This window comes from Gulosibacter chungangensis (assembly GCF_008831155.1).
GTDB lineage: Bacteria > Actinomycetota > Actinomycetes > Actinomycetales > Microbacteriaceae > Gulosibacter > Gulosibacter chungangensis.
Map to the genome: position 1 here is coordinate 177,855 of NZ_WBKB01000005.1, position 16,757 is coordinate 194,611.

14 protein-coding genes are annotated in these 16,757 nt (G+C 63.5%); 10 read left to right on the plus strand and 4 right to left on the minus strand.

All coding sequences use genetic code 11. The features are described from left to right. Window positions 1–45 precede the first annotated feature (45 nt). The 8 genes from F8O05_RS09430 (at window position 46) to gatB (ending at window position 10,265) form a co-directional block, all read left to right on the plus strand. The gene (locus F8O05_RS09430; RefSeq protein ID WP_158052476.1) at window positions 46–2,001 is read left to right on the plus strand and encodes an ABC transporter ATP-binding protein; all 1,956 of its coding nucleotides are present in this window, start codon (window positions 46–48) and stop codon (window positions 1,999–2,001) included. A gap of 10 nt (window positions 2,002–2,011) precedes the next feature. Next, window positions 2,012–3,196: a tRNA 2-thiouridine(34) synthase MnmA gene (mnmA, locus tag F8O05_RS09435; RefSeq protein WP_158052477.1), complete on the plus strand. Its 1,185-nt coding sequence runs from the start codon at window positions 2,012–2,014 to the stop codon at window positions 3,194–3,196. A gap of 19 nt (window positions 3,197–3,215) precedes the next feature. Next, on the plus strand, window positions 3,216–3,704 hold the full coding sequence (locus F8O05_RS09440) for a hypothetical protein (RefSeq protein ID WP_158052478.1): 489 nt from the start codon (window positions 3,216–3,218) through the stop codon (window positions 3,702–3,704). Between the two features lie 41 nt (window positions 3,705–3,745). Further along, the gene (ligA, locus tag F8O05_RS09445; protein WP_158052479.1) at window positions 3,746–6,037 is read left to right on the plus strand and encodes an NAD-dependent DNA ligase LigA; all 2,292 of its coding nucleotides are present in this window, start codon (window positions 3,746–3,748) and stop codon (window positions 6,035–6,037) included. Between the two features lie 154 nt (window positions 6,038–6,191). Next, window positions 6,192–6,863, plus strand: coding sequence for a DUF6882 domain-containing protein (locus F8O05_RS09450; RefSeq protein WP_404811370.1), 672 nt, complete (start codon window positions 6,192–6,194; stop codon window positions 6,861–6,863). Window positions 6,864–6,909: 46 nt separating this feature from the next. Continuing rightward, entirely contained in the window at window positions 6,910–7,209 is a 300-nt protein-coding gene (gene gatC / locus F8O05_RS09455; RefSeq protein WP_158052481.1) for an Asp-tRNA(Asn)/Glu-tRNA(Gln) amidotransferase subunit GatC, read from the plus strand. 9 nt (window positions 7,210–7,218) lie between these two features. After that, the gene (gene gatA / locus F8O05_RS09460; protein WP_158052482.1) at window positions 7,219–8,751 is read left to right on the plus strand and encodes an Asp-tRNA(Asn)/Glu-tRNA(Gln) amidotransferase subunit GatA; all 1,533 of its coding nucleotides are present in this window, start codon (window positions 7,219–7,221) and stop codon (window positions 8,749–8,751) included. Then, window positions 8,751–10,265, plus strand: coding sequence for an Asp-tRNA(Asn)/Glu-tRNA(Gln) amidotransferase subunit GatB (gene gatB / locus F8O05_RS09465; RefSeq protein WP_158052483.1), 1,515 nt, complete (start codon window positions 8,751–8,753; stop codon window positions 10,263–10,265). Before gatA ends, gatB begins: the two co-directional genes overlap by 1 nt. On the opposite strand, the gene F8O05_RS09470 is transcribed toward gatB, so the two are convergent. Beyond that, window positions 10,262–10,966: an MBL fold metallo-hydrolase gene (locus tag F8O05_RS09470; protein ID WP_225735827.1), complete on the minus strand. Its 705-nt coding sequence runs from the start codon at window positions 10,964–10,966 to the stop codon at window positions 10,262–10,264. The two genes, gatB and F8O05_RS09470, sit on opposite strands and share 4 nt — an antisense overlap. Before the next feature lie 148 nt (window positions 10,967–11,114). Here F8O05_RS09470 and F8O05_RS09475 point away from each other — a divergent pair, with 148 nt between their 5' ends. Next, the gene (locus tag F8O05_RS09475; protein ID WP_158052485.1) at window positions 11,115–11,828 is read left to right on the plus strand and encodes an NUDIX hydrolase; all 714 of its coding nucleotides are present in this window, start codon (window positions 11,115–11,117) and stop codon (window positions 11,826–11,828) included. Here F8O05_RS09475 and F8O05_RS09480 read toward each other — a convergent pair. Together F8O05_RS09480 and F8O05_RS09485 are read right to left on the minus strand one after the other, a co-directional pair. Next, window positions 11,825–12,748 carry an acyl-CoA thioesterase gene (locus F8O05_RS09480; protein ID WP_158052486.1) on the minus strand — a complete coding sequence of 308 codons (924 nt, stop codon included), beginning with the start codon at window positions 12,746–12,748 and terminating at the stop codon, window positions 11,825–11,827. The two genes, F8O05_RS09475 and F8O05_RS09480, sit on opposite strands and share 4 nt — an antisense overlap. Continuing rightward, on the minus strand, window positions 12,741–14,441 hold the full coding sequence (locus F8O05_RS09485) for an AMP-binding protein (protein WP_225735828.1): 1,701 nt from the start codon (window positions 14,439–14,441) through the stop codon (window positions 12,741–12,743). Before F8O05_RS09485 ends, F8O05_RS09480 begins: the two co-directional genes overlap by 8 nt. 56 nt (window positions 14,442–14,497) lie before the next feature. Here F8O05_RS09485 and dinB point away from each other — a divergent pair, with 56 nt between their 5' ends. Continuing rightward, the gene (gene dinB, locus F8O05_RS09490; protein ID WP_158052487.1) at window positions 14,498–15,781 is read left to right on the plus strand and encodes a DNA polymerase IV; all 1,284 of its coding nucleotides are present in this window, start codon (window positions 14,498–14,500) and stop codon (window positions 15,779–15,781) included. Window positions 15,782–15,898: 117 nt separating this feature from the next. Here the strand turns inward: dinB and F8O05_RS09495 are convergent, their stop codons facing one another. After that, window positions 15,899–16,726 (minus strand): MetQ/NlpA family ABC transporter substrate-binding protein, encoded by an 828-nt coding sequence (locus F8O05_RS09495; protein ID WP_158052488.1) that lies wholly within the window; start codon window positions 16,724–16,726, stop codon window positions 15,899–15,901. Window positions 16,727–16,757: the final 31 nt, after the last annotated feature.

Here is a 16,757-nt window from a genome sequence, read left to right on the forward strand (position 1 = left end):
CAAGTGAGGCAGGCTGGGTGACGTGCGCCAACTAGAGTCATCACTATGACGATGATGGGGCCGGGTGGCGCGGGCGGACGCGGTGGTGGCGGTGGTCGTGGAGCGTCCCTGCGCGATGAATCGGTGCTGCGCGAGCAAAACGCGCACGCCCCGGAGGTTGACCACCTGTGGCGCAAGATTGGCGGCCTCTTCACGCCGTACCGCGGGGAACTCATCCTCGCCCTGATTCTGGTGCTCGCCACCGGTGCACTCGGGGTATTACCGGCGCTACTGACCAAACAGGCCTTTGACCGAGGGCTGTTTCCAGTGGATGCCGCGGGAACCGCCGACGGTAGCGGGCCAAACTTCGTGGCCCTGTGGTGGATCCTCGCCGCAATGGTCGGGGTGCTGCTACTGAATTCGGCCATCACCATCTGGCAAACCTGGCTCACCGTCCTAATCGGGAACAACGTCACGGCCGATCTGCGCATCCGTCTCTTCGACAAGCTGCAGCAGATGGAACTGTCCTTCTTCGCCCGCACCAAGACCGGCGAAATCCAGTCCCGGCTGCAAAATGACGTGGGCGGGGTCGCGAACACCCTGCAGAACACCTTCACCTCTGTGGTCGGCAATATTGTTTCGACGATTGCCGCGGTGGCGGCCATGTTCGTGCTCAACTGGCAGCTGGCGATTCTGTCGCTGATCATCATGCCGCCGCTGGTGCTGATGCAGCGCAAGGTCGGCCAGCGTCGCGCACGGATCGCGACGAAAACCCAGCAATCCCTGGCCGATATGACCGCGATGACGCAGGAGTCGCTCTCGGTCTCGGGGATCCTCCTCACCAAAACCCTCGGCCGAGAGGAAGCCTCACTCGAGCTCTATCAAGAGGAAAATCGCCAGCAGGTGCTGCTGCAGCGGCAGCTCGCGATGATGGGCCAGTGGTTCTTCGGGTTCATGCGCGTGGTGATGGGGATGATCCCGGTGATCATCTACCTCGTGGCCGGATTCCTGATCGCCGGTGGTGCGGGGCTGACCTCCGGCACGATCGTCGCGTTCACGAGTGTCAACAGCCAGCTCACGCGGCCGTTGACCGGTCTGATGCGCACCGGTTTAGAAATCCAAACCTCGAAGGCGCTCTTTGCCCGCATCTTTGAATACCTGGGCTTGCAGCCCGCGATTCAAGATCCGGCGCAGCCCGAAGCTCCGAATCCGCAACGGGCTGGCGAGATCGAATTCGATTCGGTCGTCTTCCGCTATCCGGATCAAGCCGAGAGCGAACCGCCCACGCTCAAGGACGTGAGCTTCACCGTCCGCGCGGGTCAGATGGCCGCATTCGTGGGCCCGTCAGGGGCAGGGAAGTCCACGATCGGGTACCTTGCCGCCCGGCTCTATGACGTCACCGACGGCACCGTTCGTTTCTCAGGGGTGGATGTGCGCAACCTGCGCCGCAAAGACATCCTCCAGCACATGGGGCTCGTGAGCCAGGAGTCCTATCTCATTCACGCATCCATCGCCGAAAATCTGCGGCTGGCAAAGCCTGATGCCGACTTGGCGCAGCTGCAGGAAGCCTGCCGGAAGGCGAGCATCCACGAGCAGATCATGTCTTTTCCGAACGGCTACGAAACCATCGTCGGGGAGCGTGGCTATCGGCTCTCGGGTGGCGAGAAGCAACGCATCGCGATCGCGCGGGTGCTGCTGAAGGATCCGCCGGTGCTGGTGCTGGACGAGGCCACGAGCGCGCTAGACACGGTGAGTGAGCGGCACGTGCAAGAGGCGATTGACGAGGCGAGCCGGGGCCGCACGGTGATTTCGATTGCGCACCGGTTGTCCACCATTCGGCATGCGGATGTGATTCACGTGCTCGACCGCGGCCAGATTCTGGAACGCGGCACGCACAGCGAACTCCTCGCATTGAATGGCCGCTATGCCGATCTCTATCGCGAGCAGGATCCGCAGGTAACTGAAGCTGCGCCGGATGATCCAGCAGCGAACACCGACCCGCAGCACGAGGCTCGCGAGTAGAATCGGGCGCATGAAAGTACTAGCGGCAATGAGCGGCGGGGTAGATTCCTCCGTCGCGGCAGCGCGCGCAGTGGATGCGGGCCACGAAGTCGTCGGGGTGCACCTTGCCCTGTCGCGGGCTGGCGGCACCCTGCGGGCGGGTTCGCGAGGCTGCTGCACGATCGAGGATGCGATGGATGCGCGGCGCGTGGCCGACGCACTCGGCATTCCCTTCTATGTCTGGGATTTCTCGGAGCGATTCCGGCTCGATGTAGTCGACGACTTTATCGCCGAGTATGAGCAGGGCCGCACCCCCAACCCGTGCCTGCGTTGCAATGAAAAGATCAAGTTCGCGGCGCTATTGGATAAGGCCATCGACCTCGGGTTTGACCAGGTGGTCACGGGGCACTACGCGCATATCATCGACCGTGAAGACGGTGTGCGGGAACTGCACCGGGCAAGTGAAGAGGCCAAAGACCAGTCGTATGTGCTCGGGGTCCTCACCGAACAGCAACTCGCGTACTGCGCCTTCCCCCTCGGCGAGACACCCTCTAAGGAACTCGTGCGCGAGGAGGCACGGGAACGCGGTTTTGTAACCGCGAGCAAGCCCGATAGCTATGACATCTGCTTTATTCCGGATGGTGACACAAAGACCTGGCTGGGCGGGCACATCCCGATGCGCCCCGGCGCGATCGTCGACCGCGATGGCGAGCAGCTCGGCGAGCACGATGGCGCGGTCGGCTTCACGATCGGCCAGCGCAAGGGCCTGAAGCTCGGCCGCCCGGCGGCAGATGGCAAGCCCCGCTTTGTGCTCGGCACCGACCCGGAGTCGAACACCGTGGTGGTGGGCCCGAAAGAGGCGCTCGCGATCGGTGAGATTGCCGGTCAGCGCTGGACCTGGGCCGGCGCCAAGCCGGAGGCTGATCGCTTCCGCTGCGAGGTGCAGATTCGCGCGCACGGCGAGACGGTACCGGGGGAGTGCGTTATCCGTGCTGCCGAAACCGCGACCCGACCCGACGCAACCGAGGCTGGCATTGAAATCGCGGTGCGGGTGGATGAAGCGCTCCTCGGGGTTGCCCCGGGGCAGACCGCGGTGATCTACGCTGGCACGCGGGTTGTCGGTCAGTTCACGATTGACCGGGCCGTGTCGCAGCTTGATCTTGACGAGGCTCGCGAGCCGCAGGCCGATTCCGTCGTGACGTATTCTGCAGCCTAGGTGCTGCAAAGGAGATTCATTGAGCAATCGCAGCGGCGGTGGTTCCGCCAGTGGCGTTCCCCTGATGAAAGATGGCGAAGCGGTCGACCGGCTGAGTGATCGTGTCGAGCGTTGGGCGAAGAAATTCCAGCGAGCGAACGACGAGGAAGGCTTCCTCGAGGGGTTCGAGGCGAAGTTCCGTCCAGAAGCCGAAGAGCTCGCACGCCAGTGCACACCACCGGCACGCCCCTTTGGCCTCAAGGAATGGATCATCGCAGTCCCGCTGTGGCTGATCCTCGGGGCCATCGTCTTCGTGCTCTCGCTGCTGGTGATGCAACCGACCGGCATCTGGCTGTGGCTCTTCGCGGCGGTGGGCGTGCTGATCGCGATCATCGGCATTGGCTATGTCTATTTCGACACCACGAGTGAAAAACGCGCAGCGAAGCGCCTGGCGGATAAGACCGAATGGTTGCTTGGCGTTGCCCGAAGAACCGGCACGGACCTAATCCGCGGCCTGAACAAGCGCTAACACCGCAGCAGCACCGAGCGAGAACACACAGGAGTAGGGCGATGTCGAGCGAGACCGGCGTGAGTGAATTCGAGCAGGCCAGAACCGAGGTCGATCGGCTACGGGAGCAGATTGCCACCTGGGCAGATAGCTACTACGCCAAAGACGTCCAGGAGGTCCCGGACTCGGAGTACGACGCCGCCATGGCGCAGCTTCGCGAGCTTGAGGATGCGCATCCCGAGCTTCGCTCTCAGGACTCACCGACCCAGACCGTCGGAGGTCGCGCATCCACGCTATTTGCACCGGTGGTGCACCTTGAGCGGATGCTCTCGCTCGACAATGTTTTTTCGACCGAGGAACTCGAAGCCTGGCTTGTGCGCGCGGGCGCCGCCGCGGGCGGCAAGGTGGACTGGCTCACCGAACTCAAAATTGACGGGCTCGCAATCAGCCTGACCTATGAGCGTGGCAAGCTCACCAAAGCCGCTACCCGCGGTGATGGTCGCACGGGTGAAGATGTTACGGAGAACGTCGACTTCATTCACGCGATCCCGCAGCAACTTCGGGGCGATCAGGCGCAGCTTCCCGAGGTCGTCGAGATCCGCGGCGAGGTGTTCTTCCGGGTTGACGACTTCACTGAGCTCAATGCTTCGCAGGTGGAGGCGGGGGAGGCCGCCTTCGCGAACCCACGGAACGCGGCATCCGGTTCGCTGCGGCAAAAGGCAGAGGGAAAATCTCCGGAGCGCCTGGACCTCATGCGCGCGCGGCTCGGCCGACTCAGCATGTACGTGCACGGCATCGGTGCCTGGGAAAACCCGCCGGTGGCAAATCAGTCCGAGGTATACGAATTGCTTGCCTCCTGGGGGTTGCCGACAAGCCCGCACTCGCGAGTGTGCACCTCGATTAAGGATGTGCTGGCCTACGTTAGCGAGTTCGGTGAGCGCCGTGCGAGCATTGAGCACCAACTCGACGGCATCGTGGTCAAGGTCGATAATCTCGCGCAGCATGAAGAACTCGGAGCCACCTCGCGCGCCCCGCGCTGGGCGATCGCCTATAAGTACCCGCCCGAAGAGGTCCACACCGAACTGCTTGATATTCGCGTGGGAGTCGGCCGTACCGGCAGGGTGACCCCGTACGCCGTGATGAGTCCGGTGCAGGTGGCCGGCTCCACTGTCACCTTTGCGACCCTGCACAACCAGGATGTTGTGAAGGCCAAGGGTGTGCTGATTGGCGATACGGTCGTGCTGCGGAAGGCCGGAGACGTGATCCCGGAGGTGCTCGGACCGGTGCTGGATAAGCGCCCGGCGGATGCTCGTGCATTTGTGATGCCGACGCAGTGCCCCGAGTGTGGCGCCGAACTTCGCGCCATGAAAGAGGGCGATGTTGATCTACGCTGCCCGAACGCGCGCAGCTGCCCCGCGCAGGTACGCGGCCGGGTGGAACACATCGGGTCACGGCAGGGCTTGGATATTGAGGTGCTCGGTGAGGTGACCGCCGCGGCGCTGACCCAGCCGGATGTGCCCGAGGTGCCGCCGCTGACCACCGAGGCGGGGCTCTTTGACCTGCAGCTCGACCAGCTGGTGCCGATCGTCGTCACGGTGCGCGACTCGGAGACGGGTGAGCCGCGCGTTGACGATGACGGCGCGCCACGGCAGCGCACCCCCTTCCGGACGAGTACGCGGACCTATCCGCCGGGTTCCGAGAACATGACCGCAGCCGAGCGTCGGGCCGCGAAGATCAAGAAGGACCACCTCGTCTATAGCCCGAGCAAGCAAGCCGAAAAGCTGCTTGCCGAACTCGAGAAGGCAAAGACCAAGGAACTGTGGCGGCAACTTGTCGCGCTCAATATCCGTCACGTCGGCCCCGTTGCGGCGCGTGCCCTCGCCGACTGGTTCGGATCACTCGCGGCGATTCGGGCGGCCTCGGTGGAAGAGCTTTCGAGCGTCGAAGGGGTCGGGCCGATCATCGCCGAGTCGATCACCGACTGGCTTGCGGTGGACTGGCACATCGAAATTATCGAACGCTGGAGCGCCGCCGGCGTACGGTTCGCAACCCCCGGGCATCCGGGACCCGGAGAGGCCGAAGAGATTGCCGGGCCGCTGACCGGTCTGACCGTGGTGGCCACCGGAACCCTCGAAGGGTTTACCCGCGAGGGGGCCAAGGAAGCGATTATCGCCGCCGGGGGTAAGGCCGCGGGCAGCGTGTCCAAGAAAACCGACTTCGTGGCGGCGGGCCCCGGTGCCGGCTCAAAGCTCACCAAGGCGGAAGAGCTCGGTATTCCGGTCCTGGATGCCGATGGCTTTAGAGCACTTCTCGAGGGCGGTCCAGACGCTGTTGCGGGCCTCACCAATCCTTGAGGTTTTGGGCCGAGACTTTATATCGTTTCGCACACAAAACCGGATTTAGCTTCGCGGTGAAAAATGACTCCGATACTCTTATCCGGGATTTGCCCCCGAATTCCCATCACCAAGGAGCTCCATGATCAGTGAAAAATTGCGCGATTTAGCCGCAATGTCACTGTTCACGCATGTTCATGCGGAAACTGAAATGACCGCCTTGACCTTGGACTCACAATGGCAGGTGGACTTGCCCGCAGCCTCGGTGACCTTCGCGACCGCCTACGGCAACTTCACCTATCCCATCCAACTCATCGGCTCAATTGCGCATGCCGCGGGCACCTGGATGTGGGGCTGGCAGGAAGACAATATTGAGCGCTTCCCCACGCAGGCACTCCGTCTCGCTCAGGCAGTGCTCGACAAGGGCCTTGCCGTGGGTATCCCGGAACTTGCGACCCCGGTAATTACCCTCTCAGAGACGCCCTCGCTCGTACTGCGGCTCGCGGCACAGACCATTGGTCAGGTCTCCCACACCCTCACGGTGGATGCGGGGCGCGGATTGAGCCTCGTCTTTGCGGTGGACATGGGGCAGCTTCGCCCGCTGTCTTCGCACGACCTCGTTGAAGTGGCTATGCAAGCCACCGACCTGGGCGTCACGGATAACCACCTGGATGCGCTCGAATGCTATGCGCGCCGCAACGGTTTTGATTACCTCGTCACCTCGCATGACCCGCTCACTGCTATGGTTGGCAGTCCCGCTGGCGGTATCGAAATTGAGTCGGATGAGGGCGGTCGCTTCATTGGTCTGCGGGAACGGACCCTTCAGGTGCAGCGTCAAGCGAGCTAGCAACTAGACTGGCGTGCGTCGTATTCGCATTCGAAGACGGAGCACTATGTCCGACATTACCGCTGCCGATGTTGCGCACCTCGCCAACCTCGCGCGCATAGACCTCACCGAAGACGAGGTCGCCGTCATGACCGAACAACTCGGGTCCATCCAGTTCCTCATCGAGAAGGTGAGCGAAGTGGCAACTCCCGAAATTCCACCGGCCAGCCACCCGCACGTCATGAGTAACGTGCTGCGCGCCGATGAGCCCGGTCAGGTCATTGACCGTGCCGACGCGCTCGCGGGTGCCCCCGACCATGACGAGGAGCAGTTCCGTGTTCCCGCAATTCTCGGTGACGAGCACTAGGAGCGACGAATGACGAATCTCACCACACTCACCGCCGCGGAGCTTGCCGCAGCGATCGCTTCGGGCGACACCACCTCGGTTGCCGCCACCCAGGCTCACCTCGACCGCATCGCGGATGTTGAAGGCGCCGTCAAGGCATACCTCACGGTGGATGCCGATGGCGCTCTGGCACAGGCTGAGGCAGCCGATAAGGCACGTGCCGAGGGCACCGCCACTTCGCCGCTCGCGGGTGTGCCCGTGGCGGTCAAAGACAATATCGTCACCAAGGGCCTCGAGACCACCGCGGCGAGCCGCGTGCTCGAAGGCTGGGTGCCGCCCTATGACGCGCACGTGGTCGAAAAGCTGCGCGCAGCCGGCCTGCCAATTCTCGGCAAGACCAACCTCGATGAATTCGCGATGGGCGCATCCACCGAGATGTCAGGCTACGGCCCGACGCACAACCCCTGGGACCTCGACCGCGTACCGGGCGGTTCGGGTGGTGGCTCGGCCGCTGCCGTTGCCGCCTATGAGGCGCCGATCGCCCTCGGTACTGACACCGGCGGGTCGATCCGCCAGCCGGCATCCTTCACCGGCACCGTGGGCGTGAAGCCCACCTACGGTGCGGTGAGCCGTTACGGTGCGATTGCCATGGGCTCTTCGCTCGACCAAATCGGTCCCGCGAGCCGCACCGTGCTCGACGCAGCGCTGCTGCAGGACGTCATCGGTGGCCACGACCAGCGCGACCAGACTTCGCTGCCCGAGGCCTGGGCATCCCTGGCCGATGCCGCGCGCGCCGGTCAGCAGCCGGGCTCCATCAAGGGCCTGCGCATCGGTATCCCGCGGCAGGTTGCCGAAGGCGATGCGTATGAGGACGAGGTCGCAAGACTCTTCCAGCAGAACATTGATCTGCTCAAGGAACTCGGCGCCGAGGTCACCTGGATTGACACGAAGTCCTTCGAATACGCGGTGGCGGCCTACTACATCCTGATGCCTTCGGAGGTCTCCAGTAACCTCGCCCGCTATGACTCGGTGCGCTACGGCGTGCGGGTGACCCCGGAACAGCAGAACGCGAATGTCGAGCGCGTGATGAGCGCGACTCGCGCCGCGGCACTTGGCCCGGAGGTCAAGCGTCGTATCGTGCTGGGCACCTACACGCTGTCCTCGGGCTACTACGACGCTTACTACGGTTCGGCCCAGAAGGTCCGCACGCTCGTGCAGAACGATTTTGCAGATGCGTTCAAGCAGGTCGACGTGCTCTTCACTCCGACCGCGCTCAGCGGTGCGAAGAAGTTCGGTGAACTGACTGAACCGAAGGACATGTACACCTCGGACCTCACGTCGATTCCCGCGAACCTTGCCGGGGTACCGGCAATTTCGCTGCCGGGCGGTCTTGCCGGTGGCCTGCCGGTCGGGATGCAGTTCATGGCACCCGCCCGCGAGGATGCCCGTCTCTACCAGGTGAGTGCCGCGCTCGAGCAAGCACTCGAAGCCGAATGGGGCAAGCCCTTCCACACGCAGGTACCCGAGCTCGCAAGTGCAGTATCGAAGGAGTCGAACCGCTAATGGCCAAGCCAGAATTGATGGATTACGACAAGGCGCTCGAACTGTTCGAGCCGGTCATTGGTCTCGAGGTGCACGTTGAACTCGCGACCAAGACGAAGATGTTCTCGCCCACGCCGAACCCGGCGTACGAGAACAACGATAAGGACCCGAACACCTGGATTGGTGCGGTGGACCTCGGGCTTCCCGGCACGCTGCCGGTCGTGAACGAGCAGGCCGTGCGCTATTCGATTTCGCTCGGGCTCGCGCTCGGCTGTGAGATCGCCGAAACGACCACCTTCGCGCGGAAGAACTACTTCTATCCGGACAACCCGAAGAACTACCAAATCTCGCAGTACGACGACCCGATCGCCTATGACGGGAAGGTCGAGGTCGAGCTGCAAGACGGCAAGGTCTTCTTCGTCGACATCGAGCGTGCCCACATGGAAGAGGATGCGGGCAAGCTCACCCACGTGGGTGGTAACGCGAGCCGTATCCACGGCGCGAGCTCCTCACTGGTGGACTACAACCGCGCCGGGGTGCCGCTGGTGGAGATCGTCACCAAGCCCATCTTCGGTGGCGAGGAACGCACTCCGGAGCTGGCCGCACAGTATGTCTCGACCATCCGCGACATTGTCCGGGGCCTGGGCATTTCGAAGGCGCAGATGGAGCGCGGCAACCTTCGCTGCGACGCGAACGTCTCGCTGCGCCCGCGCGGCGAGGAAAAGCTCGGCACACGCACCGAAACGAAGAACGTGAACTCCTTCCGCTCGATTGAGCGTGCCGTGCGGTATGAGATCCAGCGCCAGGCTGCAATTCTCGCTGCCGGTGGTTCGATCCTGCAGGAGACCCGTCACTGGCACGAGGACACCGGCCGCACCTCCTCCGGGCGCCCGAAATCGGATGCGGATGACTACCGCTACTTCCCGGAGCCGGACCTGATGCCGATCGAACCGACGGCCGAGCTGGTCCAGCAGCTGCGGGATGCGCTGCCCGAGCAACCGGTGCTGCGTCGCCGCCGGTTCAAGAAGGACTGGGGCTTCGGTGACCAGGAGTTCCAGGACATCGTCAACGGTGGCCTGCTCGACGCGGTAGCCGAGACCGTAGCCGCCGGTGCGACCCCAACCGGGGCCCGCAAGTGGTGGCTCGGTGAGGTGAGCCGGATCGCGAATGAGCGAGGCGTGCATCCGTCCGAACTCGCAGCCCCGGCACAGATCGCGGAGATTGAGGCGCTGATCGCCGAGGGCACCGTGAACGACAAGCTCGCCCGCCAGGTGCTCGAGGGCGTACTCGCCGGCGAAGGCTCGCCGCGTGAGGTCGTTGAGGCCCGCGGCCTCGCGGTGGTCTCCGACGACGGCGCCCTCATTAGCGCCATCGACGAAGCCCTGGCCGCGCAGCCGGATGTGCTCGCAAAGATCCAGGACGGTAAGGTCCAGGCCGCGGGTGCCATCATCGGTGCCGTCATGAAGGCAATGGGCGGTCAGGCCGACGCCAAGCGCGTGCGGGAACTGATCCTGGAGCGTGCGGCGGGCAACTAGCCCTGCAAGTAGCGCAGCTGCGCGGCGATTGACTGTCGCGCGGCTGCTTTCACCCGTTCGGGAGCGTCGGCGTAGACGATCGCAAGAATTTCGTCCACGTCGGCGCTCTCCCCATTTTCCGCGAGCACGGTTGAGATCTGTGCGAGTCGCTGCTGGCGGTGCACACGAATCTTTTGCGCTTCCTGGGCGGCGCTATCGATGGCCGGGCCGTGTGCGGGAAAGATTTTCGCGTCCCCGAGTGCCTCGATTTTGTCGAGCGAGTCGAGGAAATCGGCGATGGAACCATCGGGGTGGTCGATCATTGTGGTCGAGCCGCCAAGGATCGTATCGCCCGTGAGAATCGCGCCGTGTTCACCGAATTCCGGGAGCACAATACTGACCGAATCCGAGGTGTGACCGGGGGTCGCGAGGATGTGCAGGGTGGTACCGGCGGCTTCGATCTGCTCGCCGTCTCGCAAGGGCTCAGCATTACGGGTAAAGTCGTCACGCAGCGCGCGTGCAGGAGCACCGGTCATCGCAAGAAATCGATCTATCGATTCGGTGTGATCGCTGTGCCAGTGAGTGAAGAGCACCAGCTCGACCTCACCCGCCGCTGCCAGGATTGCCTCGAGATGCTCGGGGATATCAGGACCGGGGTCAACCACCACGGAACCACCGTGCCCGGTCCCAATCACGTATGAATTTGTTCCTTGGAGCGTCATGTGGTTTGGATTTGGCGCCAGGATGCATTGAACTAGATTTTTGGGGCCATCGAATGTGGTCATGAATACAGGCTACTCGTGCGTGCGACGCAGAAAAGGTAGTCTGCGATGCACGCACTTGATGCTCAAGCACGACATTTGAGGAGGCATGTTCGACATGCAGTCAGCGGATCGGACGGGAACTCGACTTGCGGCGACGGCAATCTTGTTGCGTGATGGCGAGGCGGGCCTCGAGACGCTCATGATGAAGCGCCCCGCCAACGGTTCCTTTGCGGATGCGTGGGTCTGGCCCGGTGGGGCTGTCGAACAGCAGGACCAGGAAATCGGGATCGCCCCGAACGAGGCTGAGGGCGCGGCGGCGCTGGCGGCCGCGGTGCGGGAGACCTGGGAAGAAACCGGATTGCGTCCCGATCCGGAGTCATTCGTCGCGCACGCGATCTGGAGCCCGCCGCAGGGAGTAACTCCGCGATATCGCACTTGGTTTTTTATGGGCCCGAACCCCGGTGGCCAGACCGTGCCCCACGAAGTTGAAGTCGTGAAACTCGAGTGGGTGAACCCGGCGGCGATGCTTGAAGCGCACGCTCGTGAAGACATCGTCCTCACGCCGCCAACTTGGGTCACCCTCTTTCAGATCAGTGCTTCCGCGACCGCCGAGGAAGCCCTCGAACGCTGTGCGGCGGAACCCTTCGAGCACTTTGAAACCCGCGTGCGCGATGGCGGCAAGCTCTTTTGCTGGTTTGGTGACGCAGCCTTCGAAGACGTCGGGGGTACCGGCACCGGCCGGCACCGCCTCGAGGCCGCAACCCGTCCGTGGCGCTATATCAGCGAGCCCGGTCCGCGGGGCTCAACTCGGGCCTCCTAGCCCTCTTTGAGCCGGAACATGGCTTCTTGGGAGACCGACGCGATCAGTCGCCCCTGGCGGTCAAAGAAGCGCCCGTTGGCGAGTCCCCGACCGTTTTGTGCCGAGGGTGATTCCAACTCGAACAGCAGCCACTCATCGGCCCGCGCGAAGCGGTGCCAGCGCAGCCCGTGGTCGAGACTCGCCACGCGGATGCGGCGATCAATCCAGGTGAGCCCGTGGCGGCGCAGCATCGGGTCGAGCATCAAGTAGTCGCTGACATAACAAAGCGCTGCCCGGTGCACCGCCGGGTCATCGGGAAGCGCGCCCTGTGCTTTCACCCACACCGTCTCGGTGGCTTTGCGGCGTTCGGCTGGCTGCAGATAGAGCGGCCCATCCACGTGGCGCATCGCAAACGGGCGGCGGTGGACCCAATAATTCGCCAGCGACTCACCCGCGACCGCCACCTGGCTTGCCTCACTCTCGAGCGTTTCCGGGTCGGGAATGCCGTGCGGCATTTCGACAGCGTGGCTGAGCCCCTCTTCCTCCACCTGGAAGCTCGCGATCATTGACCAGATCTGCTTGCCGTGCTGGTACGCCCGCACCGAGCGGGTGCTGAAAGAACCCCCGTCGTGGATGCGGTCGACCGCGAAGGTGATCGGATACCGCACATCGCCCGGCCGCAAAAAATACCCGTGCATTGAGTGCATGGGGCGGGATTCATCCACGGTCATGCTCGCAGCAATGATCGACTGTGCCGAAACTTGACCGCCAAAGATCCGTCCGTGCGGCATCCACTGGCTCTTGCCCGTAAAAATGTCATTACTCGTGCGAGCACCGGTGTCGACGAGGTTCAGCGTCTCGAGGAAGGACTCCAGCGGCGGCAGCTTGTCGATGTCACCCAGCTCAGGCACATTCGAATGGTCGAGGGGGTTATTAGCCATTGATGATCTTCTCTTTCACCTGTCGACGCAGCACCTTACCCAGCAGCGACTTGGGGAGCTCATCCCAGACGATGTAGTTGCGGGGAACTTTGTGTTCGGCGAGGTGCTCGCGTGCGTAGGCGCGAACTTCCGCCTCATCAAATTCTTCACCGTCCGCGACGATGACCACCGCGGTGATGATCTCCGCCCCCGAGCTTCCGCGTGCGATCCCGACCACGGCGCTTTCGGCGATGCTGGTGAAGGAGTTCAGCACCTGTTCGACTTCCGTCGGCGCGACGTTATAGCCGCCGGTGATGATGAGCTCTTTCTTACGGTCAACGATCGTGACAAAACCATCCACATCCTGCGTGACGAGGTCGCCGGTGCGAAGCCAACCTTCGGCCAGCAGCACCTTCTCGGTCTCCTCCGGGTTATTCCAATAGCCCTGGAATACCTGTGGTCCCTTCACGAGCAGTTCGCCGGTCTCGCCGAGCTCCACCTCGCGCTCGATGTTTTCTGGGTCCACCACTTTTATGTGGGTGGATGGGCAGGGCAGGCCAATGGTGCCGATCTTGCGCTTGTCCGAGAACGGGTTGGCGAAGAGGAAGGGTGCTGCCTCGGTCAGCCCGTAGCCCTCATTGAGTTTGCCCTTGGCGACCGCCTCCCAGCGATCGACCACCGCATCCGACAGCGTCATGGCGCCGGACATGGCATAGGTCGCCTGGCTGAGGTCGAGGTCGGGGTTCTGCCGCGCGACTCGCGCGAGGCGGTCGTACATTGGCGGCACGCCGGGGATAAACGTCGCGGGGTGTTTCTTGGATGCATCGACGATGAGATCCGGGTCGAAGGTCGGAAAGAGCGTGACCCGGGATGCGGAAACCACCCCGTAGGTCAGGCCCAGCAGCAGCCCAAAGGAGTGGAAGAGCGGCAGGAAGGAGTAGATGGTCTCTTTGCCGGGTCGGAAATCGGGCATCCAGGCCGCGCCCTGACGGCCGTTGGAGAGCAAATTGGCGTGCGTCAAAATGACACCCTTTGGGGTGCCGGTGGTGCCGGAGGTGTATGCGAGGCACGCGACGTCGCTTGCCGCAGGGCCGGGGAGGGACTCGGGCACGGGCTGCTGGCGCAGGAGCTTCTCAAAGGGCACCGTGCCGGGCGCCTTGCCGGTGAGCTTTTCGCGGGACTCCTGCGCCTTCTTCACCGGCAGTGAGAGCATCAGCCGGAGCTTCAGCGGCATCATTTTGGTCATGTTGACTGCGATCACGTGCTGTAGGTCGACCTCGCCCGCGAGTGACTGCACGGTGGGGGCGACCTTGTCCCAGGCAATGGTGATGGTCGCGCCGTGGTCCTTGTACTGGGTGAGTAGCTCGCTGCGGGTGTAGAGCGGATTGTGCTCGACCACGATCGCGCCGAGGCGGACGATTGCGAAGTAGCTGATCACGTGTTGTGGGCAGTTCGGCATGACCAGCGCGATGCGGTCGCCGCGCTTCACGCCAATCCGGCGCAGACCGTTGGCAAAGCGCAGCACGTGTTCGTGGAGTTGCGCGAAGGTGAGCTCGGCAGCGAAGAACTCGAGGGCGGGGGAATCGGGGAAGGTGTTGGCACGCTGCGCGAGCACGTCGTAGAGCGATTCGGTCACGGGTTCGATGTCGGTGGGAACACCCTCGGCGTAGTGCTTCGTCCACGAGCGGGTGGCGTTCATCTGCTTCGCATCCATGCTCAGAGTCTATGCGGATGCAAATCAATGTCGCTGGCACAGGCGAGAATAGAAACATGTCGAAGAAGGATTTTGGGGCGCGAGCCGTGGGTGTGGCTGCCGACGATGCCAGCGCAACGATCCTGCATGTCGATATGGACGCCTTTTTCGCCGAGGTGGAATTGCTCGATCGCCCCGATCTGCGGGGTAAGCCCGTGGTTGTGGGTGGCGCGAGCGGGCGGGGTGTGGTGTCCTCCGCGAGCTATGAGGCGCGCGCGTTCGGGGTGCGTTCGGCCATGCCGATTGGGCGTGCCCTGCAGCTGTGCCCACACCTAGAGATGCTCCCCGGGCATATGGAAAAGTACCGTGCCGCGAGCAGCGTGGTGATGGACATTTTCCGTGAGATCACCCCGCTGGTTGAGCCGCTGTCGATCGACGAGGCTTTTTTGGATGTCTCGGGCGCAACGAAGCTCTTCGGCTCGCCTACCGTAATCGCCAAACTGATTCGTGCGCGCGTGCTTGAACGCACAGGGCTACCGTGTTCGGTGGGCGTTGCGGCCACGAAGTTCGTCGCGAAGCTTGCCAGTGGGAAGTCCAAACCGAATGGTTTGCTGGTGATCCCCGCCCAAGACACCTTGGCGTTCCTGCACCAGTTGCCGGTGGGTGCGATGTGGGGTGTCGGGGACGCGACCGAAAAGCGCCTCGCGAGCCGCGGCATCCACACCGTGTTTGAGCTCGCGCACACTCCAGTGCCGGTGCTCGAGCGGATCGTTGGCAAGGCGAACGCGGGCCGACTTTCGGCGCTGGCCTGGGGACGCGATACGCGCGCCGTACAGACCGAGCGCGCCGAGAAATCGATCTCGCACGAACAGACGTTTTTCGACGAGGTCACCTCGCACGCGGACCTCGAGCGTGAAGTCCGGGCCCAGGCGGATGCCGTGGGCACGCGACTGCGAAAAGCGGGCCTCGTCGCGAGTACCGTGGCCTTGAAGCTGCGTTGGTCGAGTTTCGAGACCATTACCCGGCAAACGCGACTGGCCAGGCCCACCGACACGGGCCTGACGATTTTCAAAGCGGCCAGCGGCCTGCTCGATGAAGCCCACCGGGAGGGCCAGGCCGTGCGACTCATCGGCGTGCGTGCCGACCAGCTCAGTGAGGGTGGCGAGGGCATGATGCTGACGCTTTGGGATGAGCATCACGCTGATGAGTGGGACTCTGCCGAACGCGCCATTGACCAGGCAACCACGAAGTTCGGTCGCGATGCGTTACGCCCAGCATCCCTGTTGGGCCGCCGCGAGCGACGCGATCGCGCCACCGGCCTCAGCGAGCGCCCGAACCGGCCATCTCAGGGCCTGGACTAGGCTGGCCCGGACTAGTCGCAAGGCCGGGACCAGACTAGTCAGGGCCCGGGCTATGCGGGACGCGGATCCAGGAATTCGCTGGTGCCGGTGGCGCCGGCTCGGACTAGAACGTCGGGGCTAGAACGCTGCGGGTACGCCGAGCTCTTCGAGCTTGGCGCGCACCTCGTCGCTGTGGAAGGCGTCCACGAGTGCCGCGGTTGCTTCAGAATCAGCATCCTCGGCGCGCGTGACGAGGCTCACCGCGAAGCGCGGGTCCTGTTCGAGGATGAGCGCGTCATCTTCCGGGGTCAGCTCAAGCTGGCGAGCGAAGGTCGGGTGGAGGAACACCGCATCTGCCTCGGGGTATGCCGCCACGAGCGACATGATGTCAATCTCGGTGAAGGTGAGGTTCAGCGGGTTATCGGTGATGTCGGCCACGGTGACCGTCAGCTCGTCGGCTTCGGGATCGAGGGTGATGAGTCCCGCATCCTGCACCATCAGCAGCGCGCGAGCCTGATTGGAGGTGTCTTGCGGGATGACGATCTGGCCGCCCTCGGGCACCTGGTCAAAGCTGTCGTGCTTGGAGGAATACATGCCGACCTGCGTGAGGTAGACCGGTTCGACCGCGACGAGCGTCGCGCCGTTCGCCTCGTTGTATTCCTCCATGAACGGCGGGTGCTGCACAAAGTTCGCGTCGAGCTCACCGTTCTGCAGCATCGAGTTTGGCTGTACGTAGTCGGCAACTTCGATCATCTCGATCTCATAGGGGCCGTCAATTGCCTCGGCCGCGGCTTCAACCACATCGGTCATCGGGGTCGTGGTGGCCGCCACCTTGAGGGTGATGGTCTCCGCCGCCGCGTCATCGTCGCTGTTGCTGGTGCAGCCCGTGAGTGCGAGCGCGAGGACCGCGGCGGTGGCGGTCACAAGCTTCAGCGGATTGCGCTTCGAGGAGGTGAGGAAGGTCATGCGAGGGTTCCTAATCTGGTTACTAACTGGT